The 16,922-nt window shown below is 56.3% G+C and carries 18 protein-coding genes and 1 pseudogene; 10 read left to right on the top strand and 9 right to left on the bottom strand.

Going from position 1 to position 16,922, the window contains the following annotated elements; genetic code table 11:
• Positions 1 to 326 precede the first annotated feature (326 nt).
• From tsaE to H3L93_RS13115, 7 genes and pseudogenes are all read left to right on the top strand, one after another.
• Entirely contained in the window at positions 327 to 782 is a 456-nt protein-coding gene (gene tsaE, locus H3L93_RS04760; protein WP_003796242.1) for a tRNA (adenosine(37)-N6)-threonylcarbamoyltransferase complex ATPase subunit type 1 TsaE, read from the top strand.
• Positions 770 to 2,089 (top strand): N-acetylmuramoyl-L-alanine amidase, encoded by a 1,320-nt coding sequence (locus H3L93_RS04755; protein ID WP_003796244.1) that lies wholly within the window; start codon positions 770 to 772, stop codon positions 2,087 to 2,089. Before tsaE ends, H3L93_RS04755 begins: the two co-directional genes overlap by 13 nt.
• A 49-nt stretch (positions 2,090 to 2,138) precedes the next feature.
• Positions 2,139 to 2,441, top strand: coding sequence for an antitoxin VbhA family protein (locus H3L93_RS04750; RefSeq protein ID WP_003796246.1), 303 nt, complete (start codon positions 2,139 to 2,141; stop codon positions 2,439 to 2,441).
• Positions 2,442 to 2,592: 151 nt separating this feature from the next.
• A complete protein-coding gene (gene lptM / locus H3L93_RS04745; RefSeq protein ID WP_003796249.1) occupies positions 2,593 to 2,829 on the top strand; it encodes an LPS translocon maturation chaperone LptM in 237 nt (78 codons plus the stop codon).
• Entirely contained in the window at positions 2,816 to 4,027 is a 1,212-nt protein-coding gene (gene lysA / locus H3L93_RS04740) for a diaminopimelate decarboxylase (protein ID WP_003796252.1), read from the top strand. Before lptM ends, lysA begins: the two co-directional genes overlap by 14 nt.
• 297 nt (positions 4,028 to 4,324) lie before the next feature.
• Positions 4,325 to 4,642, top strand: a pseudogene (locus tag H3L93_RS13470) (B3/B4 domain-containing protein); the annotation flags it as partial.
• Between the two features lie 97 nt (positions 4,643 to 4,739).
• Positions 4,740 to 5,006 carry a hypothetical protein gene (locus H3L93_RS13115; RefSeq protein WP_246313998.1) on the top strand — a complete coding sequence of 89 codons (267 nt, stop codon included), beginning with the start codon at positions 4,740 to 4,742 and terminating at the stop codon, positions 5,004 to 5,006.
• Position 5,007: 1 nt separating this feature from the next.
• Here H3L93_RS13115 and H3L93_RS04730 read toward each other — a convergent pair whose 3' ends face one another.
• Positions 5,008 to 5,205 (bottom strand): hypothetical protein, encoded by a 198-nt coding sequence (locus H3L93_RS04730; protein ID WP_003796257.1) that lies wholly within the window; start codon positions 5,203 to 5,205, stop codon positions 5,008 to 5,010.
• Between the two features lie 78 nt (positions 5,206 to 5,283).
• Between H3L93_RS04730 and H3L93_RS04725 the strand changes: the two genes are divergently transcribed.
• On the top strand, positions 5,284 to 7,098 hold the full coding sequence (locus tag H3L93_RS04725) for a monovalent cation:proton antiporter-2 (CPA2) family protein (protein ID WP_050755570.1): 1,815 nt from the start codon (positions 5,284 to 5,286) through the stop codon (positions 7,096 to 7,098).
• A gap of 241 nt (positions 7,099 to 7,339) precedes the next feature.
• Here the strand turns inward: H3L93_RS04725 and H3L93_RS04720 are convergent, their stop codons facing one another.
• The 3 genes from H3L93_RS04720 to H3L93_RS04710 all read right to left on the bottom strand — a co-directional run bounded on the left by H3L93_RS04720 (position 7,340) and on the right by H3L93_RS04710 (position 11,048).
• A complete protein-coding gene (locus H3L93_RS04720; RefSeq protein WP_211204738.1) occupies positions 7,340 to 8,428 on the bottom strand; it encodes an ABC transporter ATP-binding protein in 1,089 nt (362 codons plus the stop codon).
• 1 nt (position 8,429) lies between these two features.
• Positions 8,430 to 9,953 (bottom strand): ABC transporter permease, encoded by a 1,524-nt coding sequence (locus H3L93_RS04715; RefSeq protein ID WP_211204734.1) that lies wholly within the window; start codon positions 9,951 to 9,953, stop codon positions 8,430 to 8,432.
• Between the two features lie 99 nt (positions 9,954 to 10,052).
• A complete protein-coding gene (locus H3L93_RS04710) occupies positions 10,053 to 11,048 on the bottom strand; it encodes an iron ABC transporter substrate-binding protein (RefSeq protein WP_003796265.1) in 996 nt (331 codons plus the stop codon).
• 439 nt (positions 11,049 to 11,487) lie between these two features.
• Between H3L93_RS04710 and H3L93_RS04705 the strand changes: the two genes are divergently transcribed.
• A complete protein-coding gene (locus H3L93_RS04705) occupies positions 11,488 to 11,718 on the top strand; it encodes a hypothetical protein (protein ID WP_040558633.1) in 231 nt (76 codons plus the stop codon).
• Positions 11,719 to 11,742: 24 nt separating this feature from the next.
• Positions 11,743 to 12,315 (top strand): aminodeoxychorismate/anthranilate synthase component II, encoded by a 573-nt coding sequence (locus H3L93_RS04700; RefSeq protein ID WP_003796272.1) that lies wholly within the window; start codon positions 11,743 to 11,745, stop codon positions 12,313 to 12,315.
• Between the two features lie 196 nt (positions 12,316 to 12,511).
• Here H3L93_RS04700 and pgeF read toward each other — a convergent pair whose 3' ends face one another.
• The 5 genes from pgeF to H3L93_RS04675 form a co-directional block, all read right to left on the bottom strand.
• Positions 12,512 to 13,294 (bottom strand): peptidoglycan editing factor PgeF, encoded by a 783-nt coding sequence (gene pgeF, locus H3L93_RS04695; RefSeq protein ID WP_040558635.1) that lies wholly within the window; start codon positions 13,292 to 13,294, stop codon positions 12,512 to 12,514.
• A gap of 247 nt (positions 13,295 to 13,541) precedes the next feature.
• Positions 13,542 to 15,119 (bottom strand): bifunctional phosphoribosylaminoimidazolecarboxamide formyltransferase/IMP cyclohydrolase, encoded by a 1,578-nt coding sequence (purH, locus tag H3L93_RS04690; RefSeq protein WP_003796276.1) that lies wholly within the window; start codon positions 15,117 to 15,119, stop codon positions 13,542 to 13,544.
• A gap of 54 nt (positions 15,120 to 15,173) precedes the next feature.
• Positions 15,174 to 15,938 carry a nuclease-related domain-containing protein gene (locus tag H3L93_RS04685; protein WP_003796278.1) on the bottom strand — a complete coding sequence of 255 codons (765 nt, stop codon included), beginning with the start codon at positions 15,936 to 15,938 and terminating at the stop codon, positions 15,174 to 15,176.
• A gap of 194 nt (positions 15,939 to 16,132) precedes the next feature.
• Positions 16,133 to 16,372, bottom strand: a complete 240-nt coding sequence (locus H3L93_RS04680) for a Fis family transcriptional regulator (RefSeq protein WP_003796283.1) — start codon at positions 16,370 to 16,372, stop codon at positions 16,133 to 16,135.
• Between the two features lie 116 nt (positions 16,373 to 16,488).
• Positions 16,489 to 16,869, bottom strand: a complete 381-nt coding sequence (locus H3L93_RS04675; protein ID WP_003796285.1) for an SEL1-like repeat protein — start codon at positions 16,867 to 16,869, stop codon at positions 16,489 to 16,491.
• Between the last annotated feature and the right edge of the window lie 53 nt (positions 16,870 to 16,922).

Here is a 16,922-nt window from a genome sequence, read left to right as displayed (position 1 = left end):
ACGGGTTTTCCACCCTTTTCAGGCTGCCTCAGCAGCATGAAAACAACAAAGGCAGCCCGCATGCAAAGCGGCGCGGTAACGCCCCAACCCGTTTTCAGGCTGCCGCAGCGCCTTTGCTTTGCACACCAGGCGCAATCCGCGCAATCCACCCCGCCCTACCACAACCACGCTGCGGCAGCCTGAAAACAAACCAAGCGAGTTTCAGCGAAGCCCAAACCCAAACAACCGCCCGCCCCGCCCAAAAACAACAAACGCAGCCTGAAACTTGCCCGCACACCGCCCAAATCACTATAATCCACCCCCTAAAAATCCCCTGCCCCCATCCCATGCACCACACCCGATTCCTCCCCGACGAAGCCGCCACCCTAGCCTTTGGCGAGCGCACCGCCAGCCTGTTTCGCCCCCCCGTTGTCATCCACCTGCAAGGCAACCTCGGCGCAGGCAAAACCACTTTCACGCGCGGCTTACTGCGCGGCTTGGGGCACACAGGCGCAGTCAAAAGCCCCACCTACGCCATCGTAGAAAGCTACGCCCTGCCGCAAACCACCGTCCATCATTTTGACCTATACCGCTTCACCAGCCCCGAAGAATGGCTGGACGCAGGGCTGGACGACCTGATTCCCAACAGCATCGTGCTGATTGAATGGGCCGGGCAAGGCGGCGAATACGCCCCCGCCCCCGACTACATCATCCAACTGGAACCCCGCGACAACGGGCGGCAATGCACCCTGCAAGCCTGCACCCCCGCCGCCCAAAAGGAACTTGACCAATGGCAAAAATAAGCCGCCGCGCCCTGCTCGCCCTCCTCGCCAACACCTACATCGTCCGCAACGCATGGGCGGCGGCCGCCAACAGCTTCCTATCAGGCAAAATCACCCCGAGCGGCAAAAACACCCGCATCACCCTAGAAAGCGCGCAACGGCTCAAATACACCTATTTCCTGCTGGACAAGCCCAACCGCCTCGTTATCGATATGGCAGACATCGCCAACAACAACGCCCTAGCCGCCCTGCCCAAATCCATCAAAACCAACGACCCCTACATCAGCAGCGCACGTATCGGGCAAAAAAACGCCACCACCACGCGCATCGTCTTCGACCTCAAACAAACCACCGTCCCCAAATTCATCGCTCTTCCCCCCTCAGGCAGCCTAAAACACCGATTGCAAATCGATTTGGGCAACGAAGCCATCGCCGCCCCGCCCAGCCCCGGCAAAACCCCGCCGCCCAAAGCCTCCGCGCCACGCCCGCCCGCCAACGAAGCCCCCGCATCCGCCATCGGCGACGACCCGCTGATGGACTTGCTCAACAGCAGACAGCAGCAAGCCCAAAGCGCGCAACCACCCGCCACGCCGCCGCAAACCGTTCAACCGCCCGCCACCGAACCCCAGCCAAGCGGCAACCCTAAAACCAACCGCAAACCCGTTATCGTGCTGGATGCCGGACACGGCGGCAAAGACCCTGGCACAACAGGCACCACAGGCATCCACGAAAAATCCGTAGTACTCGCCACCGCGCTGGAAACCAAACGCCAGCTTCAAGCCAAAGGCTACACCGTGCACATGACCCGCAGCGGCGACAACTTTATCAAGCTCGCCGAACGCCGCGCCGTTGCCCAGCGCACCAAAGCCGATTTATTCATCTCCATCCACGCCAACGCATCCGCATCTCCCGCCAGCCAAGGCGTAGATGTGTATGTGTGGGGCAAGGCAAACAGCGAACAAGCCCGCCAAATCGCCCTCGCCGAAAACGCCGCCGACAAAATTGACGGCTTGCCCGATGTCGGCAACAAAAATGTCAACGCCATCATCAGCGACATGATGCAAGCCCAAACCAGCACCGACAGCGCAAAATTCGGCAAACTGCTGCTCGCCCAATTCGGCAAGTTCACCAAGCTGCGCAAAGGCAGCGTGGAAACCGCCGATTTTGTGGTGCTGCGCTCGATTAACGTGCCGTCCGTGTTGATTGAACTGGGTTTCCTATCCAACGCCGACGAAGAAAAACAACTCAGCAACAGCAACCAGCGCCGTCGCTTCGCCATCGCCATCGCCGATGCCGTGCAGCAATATTGGAAAACCGCCGCGCGATAATGTAAGCAAAAAGATATACCGCCGCGCGATGAGGTGAGGCAGCCTGAAAATGCAGAAAACACGTTTTCAGGCTGCCTTAAAGCAGATTTTCATCAACCAACCGTCCCAAAAAGAGTCCTCAAAAATGCTACATTTAACAGAAGCCGAAAAAGCAGAAATGCGCGAAGCCATCAAGCAAGTGGATGCCCTATTTGCGCTTGAAGGATTTGAAAAAACAGAACAAAGCAGAAAGATAGATGAAGCGGTATTAGCAGGCAGGGTTTCTAATCACCAAGTGATAGATGAAATGATTGCCTATGTGAAGGAACACAAAACAACGGATGGCTTTATTGAAAGCCGAGAGTGGCAATAAAAGGCAGCCTGAAAACGCAAAAGCGCGTGGCACCGTTTGAACCGCCCGCCCCAATGCCTTATCGCCCTTTTCAGGCTGCCTCAATTTAATTTTCCCGCCATCATTCAACCCCCTCATTCCATACCCCCTTATCCCGCCCAAAGGACATCCCATGCCCAAACTCCCCCTAGCCTTAACCCTGTTCACCCTCGCCCTTACCGCCTGCGGCTTCAAAGGCGACCTTTATCTGCCCAAAGAAAACGACAAAAACAAATTCGGTGTCATCCAAACAGGCATAGACTTCCGCCGCAGCGCATCCGAGCCTGCCGCGCCCGCTGCCGACCCTAACGACTTTATCCGCACCCCAAGCGACCCTCAACCAGAAAGCACGCAACATGAACAACACTAACTACCCACGACTCGCCGCCCAATATGGCACTCCGCTTTACGTTTACCACCAAGCAGCGCTCACCGCCGCCTTTGCCGCCTACCAAACCGCGTTTTCAGGCTGCCAACCGCTGGTGTGCTACGCCGTCAAAGCCAACGGCAATTTAAGCGTGATACGCCATTTTGCCCAGCTTGGCAGCGGCTTTGACACCGTGTCCGCAGGCGAAATTGCCCGCGTGTTGGCAGCAGGCGGCGATGCCAGCAAAATCATCTTTTCAGGCGTAGGCAAAACCGAAGCCGAGATGGAATACGCGCTGAACGCAGGCATCAAATGCTTCAACGTGGAAAGCCTGCCCGAGCTAGAACGGCTCAACGATGTGGCAGGGCGGCTGGGCAAAATCGCGCCGATTTCCTTCCGCATCAACCCCGATGTGGACGCGAAAACCCACCCCTATATCTCCACGGGGCTGAAAGCCAACAAATTCGGCATTGCCATGCGCGATGCCGAGCAAGCCTATCAACGCGCCGCCAGCCTACCGCACATCAAAATCATCGGCGTGGATTGCCACATCGGCTCGCAGCTCACCGACCTATCGCCGCTGATTGCCGCCTGCGAGCGGCTGATTGCGCTGATTGACAAGCTGTCCGCGCAAGGCATCGCGCTGCAACATTTGGATTTGGGCGGCGGCGTGGGCATTGTCTATAAAGACGAACACACGCCCGATTTGCACGCCTACGCGCAAGCCGTTGAACCGCTGCTCAAAGCGCGTGGCTTGTCGCTGGTGTTAGAACCCGGCCGCAGCTTGGTGGGCAACGCAGGCGTGCTGCTCACGCGCGTGGAATATGTGAAACACGGCGAAGAGAAAAATTTTGTGGTGGTGGACGCGGCAATGAACGATTTGATGCGCCCCGCGCTGTATCAGGCGTATCACGCGGTGGAAAACGTATCCCGCCCCGATGCGCCCCAAATCACCGCCGATATTGTTGGACCGATTTGCGAAACGGGCGATTTTATCGGCAAGGAGCGGCAAATTGGCGCGGCGCAAGGCGATATTTTGGCGATTCGCAGCGCGGGCGCATACGCTTCCAGCATGGCGAGCAATTACAATGCACGTTGCCGCGCAGCGGAAGTGATGATTGACGAGCAAGGCAACAGCCGCTTGGTGCGCCGCCGTGAAACGATGGACGATTTGCTGGCAACAGAACGGGAATATTTGTAACCGCCCAAGGCAGCCTGAAAATGATATTTCAGGCTGCCTAAAATTTTGGGGAAACGGCTAGCAATGGTTGGCAATTACCGTTGGAACAATCAAGCAACCATCTCGCCAATGATGCAGCCTGAAACAGGGAGAACAGCGTTTCAGACTGCCTTGATGATTGCCGCCGATGGTAAAATGGCACGGGGGTGCAGGGGTTTGCCCCTGCTCGCGGTAGGCGGCGAAACGCCTGCCCGGGCAAAAATAGGGCAATGGGCAGCCTGAAACGCGCTTTTTTATTTTTACTGAGGAGAACGAAGCATGGAAATCATCGTAGACAAAAGCATGGCGGCGCTGGGCATCACCGATGTCGTTATCGGCATCGCGCGCCATCTCAACCCCAATGCGCCGCTAGGAGAAGCCTTTGAGCAAAAGTTGTGCGAAAAAGAACAATGGGCATTGCAAGCCGATGCGGACGACATCGCACGCAACCCCGTTGTGGCGGGATACACGGAGATGCTGGGCAAGGTGGGCAGAAGCGCGAAGAAAAACCCGCCCACCATTTTGGCGTTGCTGAAAAACATCCAGCGGCGCGGCAATATTCCGCGCGTGAACAGCATTGTGGATATTTACAATTTCGCCGCCCTGCAATCGCTGCTGGCGATTGGCGCGCACGATTTCCGCAAGGTCGCCTTTCCGCTCAGCTTTGCCGTGTGCGGCAAGGAAGACACTTTTTTTGCCGATTGCCTCCACCGCCAAACACGTTGCCGAAACCGATTTCATCTACCGCGACACGCAAGGCATCATGGCGTGGCTGGACGTGCGCGATTCCGAACACTACAAACTGGACGAACACACGCAAGATGTGTTGTTTGTGATTCAGGGCAATGCACAAACCAGCGTGGCAATGCGGCTGGACGCGCTTGCGTGTATTGAAGCGGATTTAAAAGCGTGTATGCCGCTGGCGACGTTTGAAACGCAGGTGGTTCATGTGGCGGGATAAGTTAAGCGGTTTTAAGGCAGCCTGAAAGCGAATTTATAAGGTTGTAGTTTTTTAGGTTTTGTAAAGATTTCAGGCTGCCTGAAACCGCGTGCGCAGCCAAGCTGCACACCCTACGGCTGGTTTTCAGGCTGCCTAAACCCTCGCCGCCAATGCGCGAACCAAAATCAACCAACCAAAATCCACTATAATCCCACCCCATTCAAGGCAGCCTGAAACGGCAAATCTCGCTTTCAGGCTGCCTTAACCTTTTGAATTTCAATCACAACAAGGAATAGCAATGTCTGCAACACAACATGGAATGGACGTGCCGCATATTGTCGCGCTGTTGGGCGCGGCGGTGGTGGCGGTGCCGCTGTTTAAACGGCTGGGGCTGGGCTCGGTGCTGGGCTATTTGGCGGCGGGGCTGGCGATTGGCAAATTTGGGCTGGGGCTGTTTTCGGACGGGCAAACGATTTTGCACGTTGCGGAGCTGGGGGTGGTGATTTTTCTGTTTGTGATTGGCTTGGAGATGAAGCCGTCGCATTTGTGGTATTTGCGGCGGCAGATTTTTGGGCTGGGCAGTTTGCAGGTGGTGATTGCGGCGGCGTTGCTCACGGCGGTGGGCATGGCGTTTGGCTTTTCGTGGCAGGTGTCGTTTGTGGGCGCGGCGGGCTTTGTGCTCACGTCCACGGCGATTGTGATGTCGGTGCTGGGCGAGCGCAACGAGCTGGGCACATCGTCTGGGCAGAAAATCGTGTCTATTTTGCTGTTTGAAGATTTGCTGATTGTGCCGCTCTTGGCGATTGTGGCGTTTTTGTCGCCCGTGCGCATTGAAAGCAGCACGCCGCTATGGCTGGACATTGGCAAGGCGTTGGGCAGCGTGGCGATTATTGTGGCGGCGGGACGTTGGCTGTTGAATCCGCTGTTTAGTGTGTTGGCGCGCAGCAAGGCGCGGGAAGTGATGACGGCGGCAGCGTTGCTGGTGGTATTGGGCGCGGGCGTGTTGATGGAAAAAGGCGGGCTGTCTATGGCGATGGGCGCGTTTTTGGCGGGCGTGATGCTGTCGGAATCGCATTTTCGCCACCAGCTTGAAGCCGATGTGGAGCCGTTTCGCGGGCTGCTGCTGGGGCTGTTTTTCCTTGCCGTGGGTATGTCGTTGGATTTGAATGTGGTGGCGCAAAATTGGGGCGTGATTGTGTCGAGCGTGCTGGCGTTGATGGCGGGCAAAGCGGTGTGCATTTACGCGGTGGCGCGGTTGGCAAAGAGCAGCCACGATGAAGCGTTGGAACGCGCGATGCTGATGGCGCAGGGCGGCGAATTTGCCTTTGTGTTGTTTGCCGATGCCAACGCGCAGGGCGTGATTAGCGATGCCAACAACGCCAATATGACGGCGATTGTGGTGCTGTCTATGGTGCTCACGCCGCTGCTGCTGATTGTGCACAGCAAGCTGCCGAAAAAAGCCGCCGCCACGCGCCCAGACGATGCGATAGACGAGCAACGCGCCGTGTTGCAAATTGGCTTTGGGCGATTTGGGCAGATAGTGTATTACATTTTGGACGCGGCAGGCTTCGCGCTCACGATTATTGATAAAGACGAAAACCTGATTGCGGGCATGGAAAAATACGGCGTGAAAACTTATTTTGGCGACGGCTCGCGCCCTGAATTGCTGCTCACGGCAGGCATTGAAAAAGCCACGGTGCTGGTGGTAGCGATTGATAACAAAGCGGAGGCGGTGCAGATTGTGCGCTTTGCCCGCGAAGCCAATCCGCAGATTAAAATCGTTGCCCGCGCGTACGATCGCATGCAAACATTTGAATTGCACCGCGCGGGCGCAGACGAAATTATCCGCGAAACGTTTGACTCGGGCGTGCGCGCGGGCAAGCGGGCGTTGGAATTTCTCGGCTTGCCGCGCGACACGGCAGAATGTGCGGGCAATATTTTCTACCGCATGGATAGAAACGGCATGAAAAAAATGGCGTTGCTCTACGACCCCGAGGCAGGGGCGTTCTCCAACAAGGCGATGATGGACGAAGCCAGACGACAAGATGCGCGGGTGAAAGAGGTGGTGCAGGCGATGTTGAATGGGGAGAAGGATTGGGACGAGCGGGTGTAGCGGGTGGGTTTTAGCTACGCTGAACTGCGTTTCAGGCTGCCTATATGGGCGGGATAAAAGGCAGCCTGAAAATGGGAAACATGATTTCAGGCTGCCTTGGCTTTATCAGCACAACCAAAGGCAGCCTGAAAACGGGATGAGGCGTTTTCAGGCTGCCTATTTATGTAATATCCGCCAACCAAGCGCAAAACAGCCGCAGCGGTGCAGATAATCTGCGTTGCTGCGGCTGTTTGGCTTGGCTTTATTCCTGCTGCGGGGGGAAAAACAAAGCCGTGCCTTCAAACGCGAGCCGCACGGTGTCGCCGCTGCAAACGGGCGGCGCGTGCACGGTGTCGAGCGTGAAGCAGACACCGTTGATGTTGAGGGCAACGGCGGTATAGCGGCCTTTGAACTCGATGCTTTCCACTTTCGCGCCGAACACGGGCTGCGTGCTGTGCGGCGGCACGTTGGCTGTTTCCGTCAAAACAAACTGTTCGGGGCGGACGAGCAGTTTGCCTTCAATGGGATGTTCGGACGGCGTTTGCGGCGCGGCGGCCAGCGGAAATGTGCCGAGGGCGCATTGCGCCTGCGTGCCATCGCTGCTGCGCTGTGCGTCCAGCACAATGCTGTCGCCGATAAACTGCGCGGCGGTGAGGCTGCTGGGCGACCAATAGAGGCGGCGCGGGGTGTCGGTTTGCAGGATGCGGCCGTCTGAAAGCACGGCGATGCGGTCGGCATGGCTGAGGGCTTCGTCGCGGTCGTGGGTAACGAAGATGGCGGACGTGCCGCTTTGGCGCAGGGCGTGCAGCATTTCGCGGCGGATTTTCTGCCGCAGGTGTTCGTCGAGCGCGCTGAACGGTTCGTCAAACAAAATCAGCTCGGGTTCAGGCGCGAGGGCGCGGGCGAGGGCGACGCGCTGCTGCTGACCGCCCGAAAGCTGGTGGGGGAAGCGGTTGGCGAGTTCGCCGATGCCGGTGAGCGACATCACGGCTTCGATGCGCTGCCTGTCCTGCGGGCTGCTGCCTTTGCCGTTGCCCAAGCCGTAGGCGATGTTGCGGTAAACCGAAAGGTGCGGGAACAGCACGCCCTCTTGCACCACATAGCCGATGCGCCGCTGTTGTGTCGGCAGGGAAAAGCGGCTGTTGAAAATGCAGCGGTCTTTGAGCCAAATTTCGCCGCTGTCGGGCTGCTCGAAGCCGGCGATGGCGCGCAACAGGGTGGTTTTGCCGCAGCCTGAAGGGCCGAGCAGAAACAGCATTTCGCCCTGCCGCAGTTCCAGATTGATGTCGCGCAGCGCGGCGGTGGTGCCGAAGGTTTTGTTCAGGTTTCGGATGTGCAGAACGGGATTCATGTTATTGGAAGGCATATTTTTTCAGTAGAAACACGGGGATGCCCGAAAACAGGATGAGCATGGCGGCGTAGGGTGCGGCGGCGGCGTATTGCGCGTCGCTGGTGTACGACCACACGGCGGTGGACAGGGTTTTGATGTCGTTGGGCGTGAGCAGCAGGGTGGCGGTGAGTTCCTTCATCAGGTTGAGAAACACCAGCGCAAACGCGGCGGTAATGCCCGGCAGCATGGCGGGGACAACCAGCGTGCGGAAAATATGAATGTTGCCGCGCCCCAAGCTCTGCCCGACTTTTTCCATGTTTTCGGGAAGCAGCTCAATCGGGCTGCGCAAAGCTGTCTGCGCCACCGGCAGGTAGAGGATGAAATAGGCGGCGATGATGACGGCAAAGGTTTGGTAGAGCGGATAGGCGTAGTTGATGGTGAAATAAATCAGCGACAGCGCGATAACCAACCCGGGCACGGCGTGCAGCAGAAAAGGCAGGCGATCGAGCCACAGGGTGAACCTGCTGCGGTAGCGCACCGCGCACCACACCAGCGGCAGGGCGGCGTCCACGGTTAGCAGCGCGCCGAGCGAAGACATCATCAGCGAGTTGCCGAAGGCTTCCGCGAAGTCGGACAGGCTGTCGAGGCTGTTTTTGGAATTGCCCTCAACCAGCCAATAAGCCAGCGTGCCGACCGGAACGCCGATGCTGACCGCAAACAACGCCGTTAAAAACAACACCGCGGCGGCCTGCTGCCAGCCTGTGAGCGTTTTCACGGGATAGGGGCGAATCACGCCTTTGCCGCTGTGAAACAGCTTGGCTTTGCCGCGAAACAGCATTTCGCCGCCCACCACGATAAAGCAGATAAGCATCAATACGGCCGAAAGCAACGCGGCGGTATTGTTGTCGAAAGACATATCGTATTCTTGGAAAATGGCGGTGGTGAAGGTTTGGTAGTTCAAAATTGCCACCGCGCCAAACTCCACCAGCATGTGCAGTGCAATCAGCAGAATGCTGCTGCCGATGGCGGGTTTGAGCTGGGGGAAAACGGCAAACCAAAATGTCTGCACAGGGCTTTTGCCCAGCGACAGGCTGACTTCCTGCAAGGAGCGGTCGAGCCGTTTGAGCGCGGCGGCAACGGGCAGATAGGCGAGCGGCGCGTAGCTGAGGCTCAAAATGGCAATCGTGCCGAACAGCCCTTCCATGCGAAAAGTCAGGCTAATCCAAGTAAAACAGCTCACAAAAGCGGGAATGCACAGCGGCAGGGCAACGGTCGTCTGAAAAAACGGTTTGCCCCAAAAACGGCAGCGTTCCAGCAGAAACGCACAAACCGTGCCGACGGTAACTGCCACGGCGGTTACGCCCACCATCAGGTAAAGCGTATTGAGCAGCAGCTCCGCCATGCGCGGCCGCCATAGCAATTCGATGCTGCGTTCCAGCCCGACTTCATAACTGCGGAATATCAGATACAGGAAAGGCAGCAGCAGCGGCAGGCTGATGAAAACTGCGGTCAGCATCAGCCACAGAGGGGGGCGGGGGTGTTTCAAATCGGGCTTTCTTTCAAAACGGGTTTCAAGGGCGGATAACGGCTGCCGCAAAAAATGCCCTTTTGCGGCAAAGGGCATTTCGGCTTACCGGCGGCAGGCTTATTTCAAACCGGCGGCCTCGATGAGTTTTTTCGCCAAGGCTTCGTCTTCGGCGGTGGTAGCCGATACGACGGGGGCTTCCAGTTTGGCGTAAGGCTCCAAATCAAAGCCTGATTTCACGCCTGCGTGCAGCGGATATTCGGCGCGGGCGGCAGCCAAGACTTCCTGTCCTTTTTTGCCTGCCATAAAGGCGATGAATTTTTGCGCTTCGGCTTGGTTTTTAGAAGATTTCAACACCGCCGCGCCCGAATAGGAAACCAATGCGCCGGGGTCTTGGTGGCGGATAAAGTGCAGGCGAGAATTGAGGTTGGCCGCGCCTTTTTCTTTCGCCAGCGAGTACCAGTAGTAGTTGTTAATCAACGCGGCAGGCACTTCGCCGCGTTCTACCGCCTGCAATGCCACGCTGTTTTTGGCATACAGTTTGCCATAGGCTTTCAAGCCTTTCAGCCAGTCAAGCGCGGCTTTCTGCCCTTTCATTTTCACAATGGCGACCACCTGTTCCAAAAACGCGCCCGAAGTCGGCACATAGCCGATTTTGTCTTTCCAAGCGGGGGTGGCGAAATCCAATACCGATTTGGGGAAGTCTTTTTCGCTTAATTTGGTGCGGTCGTAAACCACCACGCGCGCACGACCGCTCAACGCAATCCAGTCTTTTTTAGCGGCGGTCGGCACGCCTTTTTGCGCGGTTTGCGCAATCACATTGGCAGGAATCTGCGCCAGCAAACCCGCTTTGGACAAATCGGCAAACGCGGCGGTCTGCTCGGTATAGAAAACATCGGCAGGGCTTTTTGCTCCTTCTTCTTTAAGCTGCCCCGCCAACTGCGCGCCTTTGCCGCTGTTGAGCGTTACTTTGATGCCCGTGTCTTGGGTAAAGGCGGCAACGAGCGCTTTGGTGGCTTCGGGATGCTGGCCGTTGTAAACGGTGATGTCGGCGAAAGCGGGGACAGAGCAGAGCAATGCGGCTGCGAGGGAAGCCAGTTTCAATTTGGTTTTCATGTTTTTTCCTTTGTTGGGTTTTGTAGGGAAATGTTAATCGGTGCAACAATTACGGGCTGAATTGTAAAATAATTGCACGAGAAATACAAATTATTATTATTATTTATGCTAAGTTTGCAAGTTAATGTTAAGGCATCGGTTTGGAATGTTGCCGTTTGTTAAATATTTGTTTTTATGCGGAGTGCTCGGATGCAAAGCAAACTCGCACGCTTCGCAGGCTATCTAATCCGCCGTCAAGCAGAGCGAAGCCGCATGGCTCAGGATAATCTGCGCCAGCCGCCCAATGATCATACAGCGGAAAAATGACTGCTGAGGCAGCCTGAAAACGCACTTGCCGATAACCGCAGGCTCATGCACGGCTGATATAATGGCGGCGATACGCCCTACTCCGATTATTTTCAAACCGTTATTTTCAAACCGTTCAGTTAAAGGTTATGCCATGAAATTATTGATTGTTGCCGCGGTTGCCGCGCTCAGCCTTGCCGCATGCGGCAGCACACATACAGAACGAACTTGGGACAAATCGCAAGAACTTCGCGGCGCGGATTGGGGCAAAACCCAAGCCGATTTAAACGCTGCGGGCAAAGGCAAAGTGCAAGCCAATTGGCAGCAAATGCGCGATAATTTGCGCAACGGCAATGCGGGGAAACCCAACGCAGCCATTAAATAAAATATAAAATCAATAGGTTACAAAATGCTTTTATTTATCGACAACTACGACAGCTTCACCTACAACATCGTTCAATATCTCGGCGAGCTGGGGCAAGACGTATCCGTGCGCTTCAACGATGCCGTCAGCTTAGCCGAAATCGCCGCGCTGAACCCGCGCTATCTGGTGATTGGCCCGGGGCCTTGCACGCCCAAAGAAGCGGGGATTTCGGTGGCGGCGATGCGGCATTTCGCGGGCAAAATCCCCATTTTGGGCGTGTGCTTGGGGCATCAAACCATCGGCGAAGCGTTTGGCGGCAAGGTGGTTCGCGCCAACACCTTGATGCATGGCAAAACTTCGCCCGTGTTTCACGAAAATTTAGGCGTGTTCAAAGGCTTGCCCAACCCTGTGGTTTGCACGCGCTATCACAGCCTGGTGATTGACCGCGCCAGCCTGCCCGAGCATCTGCACATCACGGCGTGGACGGAAGACGGCACCATTATGGGCATCCGCCACCGCGATTACGCCATCGAAGGCGTGCAGTTCCACCCCGAGGGCTTGCTCACCGAACACGGGCATGAAATGTTGAAAAATTTTTTGGACGAATTTGCGGCATAACGGGCGCGACAAAAAAGGACGTATGGATTACGTCCTTTTTGTTTTATGGTGCGGTGTTTTATGTGCGAATTGGTTTCAACGGCATTTGCGTCATGCCAAACCTATTTTCAGGCTGCCTCAGACCATCAATACTGCTGCGCCGCTTGCCGAGGCAGCCTGAAAATCCATCATCGGCTTCCGCGCCTTTATCCGCTGCTTACGCTTCGTTTTCCAACCAGATAATGCTCGCCATGCGCCCTGTCGCGCCGTCGCGGCGGTAGGAAAAAAAGGTTTCGCGTTCCAACACGGTGCAATGCTCGCCGCCAAAAATCTGTGTTACGCCCTCGCGTTGCAAAATCAGCCGCGCCAAGCCGTAAATATCGGCCAAATATTTGCCGCCGCCAATCGGTGCAAACATCCGCTCTGCCGCGTGGTTGCCCGTGCAAAACGCGTCAAACACATCCTGCCCCACTTCAAACGATTCCGCGCCAATCGCGGGGGCAAAATACGCCATGATTTCCACCGCGGGCACGCCCATCGCGGCAACGGTGTTTTGCAACACGCCATCCGCCAAGCCGCGCCAGCCCGCGTGCGCCGCCGCCACCACCGTGCCCGCGCGGTCGCAAAACAACACGGGCAAGCAATCCGCCGTCATCACCGCGCAAGCCACCTTGCCGCTCGCGTCCACCGAGGCATCGGCGTTGAGCGGCGCGGCAATGCTGTCGGCAGCCTGAACCACAATAGTGCTGTGCGTTTGCTGCAAATAGGCAATGGGAACAGGCACTTGCGTTTGCACATACGCGCGGTTTTCGGCGACGTGTTCGGGCTTATCGCCCACGTGCGCGCCCACATTTAGACTGTGATACGCGCCGCTGCTGATGCCGCCGTTGCGCGTAGTCATCAGCGTTTTCACATGGCGCGGGGCTGTCCAATTGGCGGTAAAAAAGCTGCCCTCAATGGGGCTAGGCAAATGGATGATGGAAGAAAGGGAGTTGTGCATAAGATTCCTTTTAGGGCGAATAGGCAGCCTGAAAACCATTTTGGGCGCGCGTTTGGGCTTCGTTTGTTTTCAGGCTGCCTTGTGATCGGCGCAGGCATGGCAACATTTGAACCGCTAGCCGATCCATTGATGCTGGATCAGCCATGATTCCACTTCCGCCAAAAATGGCGGATTGATTTCTTTATCGCCATGCAAAGGCAGCCTGAAAATTGCATTCGCCGTTTTCAGGCTGCCTTTTGTCTGCCGCTTAATGGCGGAAATGACGCACGCCCGTTACCACCATGGCGATGCCGTGTTCATCCGCTGCGGCAAACACTTCTTCATCGCGCACCGAGCCTGCGGGGTGGATAATCGCTTTGATGCCCTGCTCGGCAATCACGTCCACGCCGTCGCGGAAGGGGAAGAAGGCGTCCGATGCCGCGCACGCGCCGTGCAAATCCAAGCCTGCGTCTTGCGCTTTGCGGGCGGCGATGCGGGTGCTGTCCACGCGGCTCATTTGCCCTGCGCCGATGCCGTAGGTTTGCCCGCCTTTGCCGAACACGATGGCGTTGGATTTCACAAATTTCGCCACGTTCCAAACAAACAGCAAATCCGCCCATTCCTGCTCGCTGGGCTGCCGTTGGGAGACGACTTTCAAATCTTCGCGGGCGATGCGGTGGATGTCGGGCGTTTGCACCAGCAAGCCGCCGCCCACGCGCTTCAATTCAAAGCGGTTTGCACCTGCGAGCAGCGGGATTTGCAGCACACGCACGTTTTTCTTGGCGGCTAAAATTGCCAGCGCATCGGCGGTGAACGCGGGCGACATAATCACTTCCATAAATTGGTTGTCGGTGATTTGCTGGGCAGTTGCGCCGTCCACTTCCCGGTTAAACGCAATGATGCCGCCGAACGCGCTGGTGGTGTCGGTGGCATAGGCGAGGCGGTAGGCGGCGAGCGGGCTGTCGGCAACCGCCACGCCGCAGGGGTTGGCGTGTTTCACAATCACGCAGGCGGGCGCGTCAAATGATTTGACGGCTTCCCAAGCGGCATCGGCATCGGCGATGTTGTTGTACGACAATTCTTTGCCTTGCAGCTGGGTGTAGTTGGAGAGGCAGCCTGAAAACGGATAAACGTCGCGGTAGAACGCGGCTTGCTGGTGCGGGTTTTCGCCGTAGCGCATTTCCTGCACTTTGAGCCAGCTTTGGTTGAACTGGGCGGGGAAGATGCTGATTTCCGGTTCGCCCGATAATTTTTCGTCCGACACGCTGGTGAGATAGTTGGAAATCATGCCGTCGTATTGCGCGGTGTGGCTGAATGCTTTGCGGGCAAGGTTGAAGCGGGTTTTGTCCGACAGGCAGCCTGAAAGTTTTAATTCGTTGATTACGCTGTCAAAATCGTTGTTGTCGGTAACGATGGCGACGTGTTTCCAGTTTTTGGCGGCGGAGCGCACCATGGTCGGGCCGCCGATGTCAATGTTTTCAATCGCGTCTTCCAGCGTGCAGCCTGCTTTGGCGATGGTGGCGGCAAAGGGGTAGAGATTGACGCACACAAGGTCAATATTGCCGATGCCGTGTTCCGCCATTTGCGCGGCGTGGTCGCTCAAATCGCGCCGCCCGAGTATGCCGCCGTGGATTTTCGGGTGCAGGGTTTTGACGCGGCCGTCCAGCATTTCGGGAAAGCCCGTGTAGTCCGCCACTTCAATCACGGGGATGCCGACATCGGCAAGCAGCTTGGCGGTGCCGCCGGTGGACAGGATTTCTACGCCCATTTCGTGCAGGGCTTGGGCAAAGGGGACGATGCCTGTTTTGTCGGACAGGCTGATAAGGGCGCGTTGGATGCGGGGCATGTTTTTTCCTTTAAAAAGGGTTGGGGGAAAGGGGGATTCAGGCTGCCTTTGGGGTTAATGGCGGTGGTTGAGCGATTGGATGTGTTGCGCTAATCGCTCGGGCGTAGCCTCCCATTCGGATTGGGATAGGATTTTGCAGATACGCTGAATTTGCTCGGGCACGATAATAGTTTTTGTAAACTGTTGAACATAGGGGATAAATTGCTTGGTTAAGCAAACATTGGCGGGCAGCTCGGTGCGTAGTTGGCAATCACGATGCGTGAACACAACAATGGAGTGAAATCGGTTTTCAGGCTGCCTAATCAGTTGCTCTAAGGCTTTGATGTGGGCGTAGTTTTGGTGCAAGGGGTTTGTGAACGGATATTTTTCGTAACGGGATTTGGTATGCCACCATGTTTTTTGCTGCTTTCCGCCAAAAATCCAGCCTTCATAATATTTGGCTTCTATCACAAACACGCCAAACGGCGATACGATGATGTTATCAATTTGCGTGGTTGCGCCATTGTGCGGGATGATGAGATTGTGAAAATAGTGATACTGGCTGCGGTCTAGTTTGCCCAATGCTTCCACTTTGATAATTTGCTCGCCTACCGCTCCTTTTTTGATGTTGATATTTGCGATTTCAGGCTGCTTTTTGTTGGCTGGCGACTGCTGAACATTTTGGCGCGTAGCCATATTTTCAGGCTGCCTTTTATTGGCTGGCGACGATTTGGATTTTCGGTGTTTAGTCGTATGTTTAGGCGCGTTTTCGCTGCTGATGGCTTGGATAATGGCAAACAGCAAAACAATGAACACAAGGGCGTAAGCAAATAATTCCATTTTCAGGCTGCCTTATCGCTGCCGATACGCTTGCAGGCGCAGCTTTTCGCCTGTTTCGGTTTTCACGCCTGTTTCCAAAACCGAGCAGGCGGCGAGCAGGGCAATCAGCGTTAGAATAATGATTTTATTCATGTTTACACAATATTAAAGGCAGCCTGAAAATCTGCGCGGGGCGTTTTCAGGCTGCCTTGGGTTTAGTCAATCAACTGGTGCTGCAACAGCTTTTTGCGTAGCGTGTTGCGGTTTAAGCCGAGCATGTCGGCGGCTTTGGATTGGTTGCCGCCGCATTCGCGCAGCACATATGCCAGCAGCGGTTTTTCCACTTGCACCAATACCATATCGTATACGCCGCAAGGGGTTTCGCCGTTTAGGTCGCGGAAGTATTGGGCGAGGTTCTGGTGGATGCAGTCGGCAATATCGGGAGCGGTGGGCATGATGTGAATTCGGGTTAAGATTTTGGGGCGTATTGTAAACGATTTTGCGCGCGGTTTGGGTTTCAGGCTGCCGTTGCGCGCGACAAAGCGCGGGGTGAGGCAGCCTGAAACGCGGTTTACTCTTGGCTGCCGCCGGCGCTAGGGTGGGTTAAATCGTCCAACGCTTCTTGCGCCAAGCGCGACACGGCTTCGTTGCCGGTTTGCGCGGCGGCTTTGCGGTACCACTGGGCGGCTTTGATGGCGCTGGGCGCGACACCTTCGCCGTCGTGGTACATCGTGCCGAGAATGTATTGCGCCTCGGGATAGCCTTGCTCGGCAAGCGGCTGCACTTTGGCAAACGCGGCTTCGGCACGCCCTTCTTGCAAATCGGCGCTGATTTGGCTCATGGTTTGACCGTATTGGGCGTTGTTGGCGGGCGCGGCGTTATCATCATCAGCAGGCGCGGCATAGGCGAATGCGGCGGATAGCGCTAGGGCGAGGAATAGGGATTTTTTCATGGCGGTTTACTGTCTTTGAATCGGGGGTGGTTTTCAGGCTGCCTTTGAAGGAG

The sequence above is a fragment of the Kingella oralis genome, assembly GCF_014054985.1.
GTDB classification, from domain to species: Bacteria; Pseudomonadota; Gammaproteobacteria; order Burkholderiales; family Neisseriaceae; genus Kingella_B; species Kingella_B oralis.
The sequence above is the reverse complement of the archived record's forward strand: the minus strand, read 5'-3'. Positions and strand labels throughout refer to the sequence as shown.

Bases quoted from the DNA above. Each gene is read 5' to 3' on its own strand.
- H3L93_RS04720 (WP_211204738.1), bottom strand. From the start codon at position 8,428: ATGAATCCCGTTCTGCACATCCGAAACCTGAACAAAACCTTCGGCACC.
- purH (WP_003796276.1), bottom strand. From the start codon at position 15,119: ATGCCCCGCATCCAACGCGCCCTTATCAGCCTGTCCGACAAAACAGGC.
- H3L93_RS04675 (WP_003796285.1), bottom strand. From the start codon at position 16,869: ATGAAAAAATCCCTATTCCTCGCCCTAGCGCTATCCGCCGCATTCGCC.
- lysA (WP_003796252.1), top strand. From the start codon at position 2,816: ATGAACAACACTAACTACCCACGACTCGCCGCCCAATATGGCACTCCG.
- H3L93_RS04700 (WP_003796272.1), top strand. From the start codon at position 11,743: ATGCTTTTATTTATCGACAACTACGACAGCTTCACCTACAACATCGTT.
- H3L93_RS04685 (WP_003796278.1), bottom strand. From the start codon at position 15,938: ATGGAATTATTTGCTTACGCCCTTGTGTTCATTGTTTTGCTGTTTGCC.
- H3L93_RS04750 (WP_003796246.1), top strand. From the start codon at position 2,139: ATGCAGAAAACACGTTTTCAGGCTGCCTTAAAGCAGATTTTCATCAAC.
- H3L93_RS04755 (WP_003796244.1), top strand. From the start codon at position 770: ATGGCAAAAATAAGCCGCCGCGCCCTGCTCGCCCTCCTCGCCAACACC.
- H3L93_RS04725 (WP_050755570.1), top strand. From the start codon at position 5,284: ATGTCTGCAACACAACATGGAATGGACGTGCCGCATATTGTCGCGCTG.
- H3L93_RS04710 (WP_003796265.1), bottom strand. From the start codon at position 11,048: ATGAAAACCAAATTGAAACTGGCTTCCCTCGCAGCCGCATTGCTCTGC.
- H3L93_RS04705 (WP_040558633.1), top strand. From the start codon at position 11,488: ATGAAATTATTGATTGTTGCCGCGGTTGCCGCGCTCAGCCTTGCCGCA.
- H3L93_RS04680 (WP_003796283.1), bottom strand. From the start codon at position 16,372: ATGCCCACCGCTCCCGATATTGCCGACTGCATCCACCAGAACCTCGCC.
- tsaE (WP_003796242.1), top strand. From the start codon at position 327: ATGCACCACACCCGATTCCTCCCCGACGAAGCCGCCACCCTAGCCTTT.
- H3L93_RS04730 (WP_003796257.1), bottom strand. From the start codon at position 5,205: ATGGGGTGGGATTATAGTGGATTTTGGTTGGTTGATTTTGGTTCGCGC.
- lptM (WP_003796249.1), top strand. From the start codon at position 2,593: ATGCCCAAACTCCCCCTAGCCTTAACCCTGTTCACCCTCGCCCTTACC.
- pgeF (WP_040558635.1), bottom strand. From the start codon at position 13,294: ATGCACAACTCCCTTTCTTCCATCATCCATTTGCCTAGCCCCATTGAG.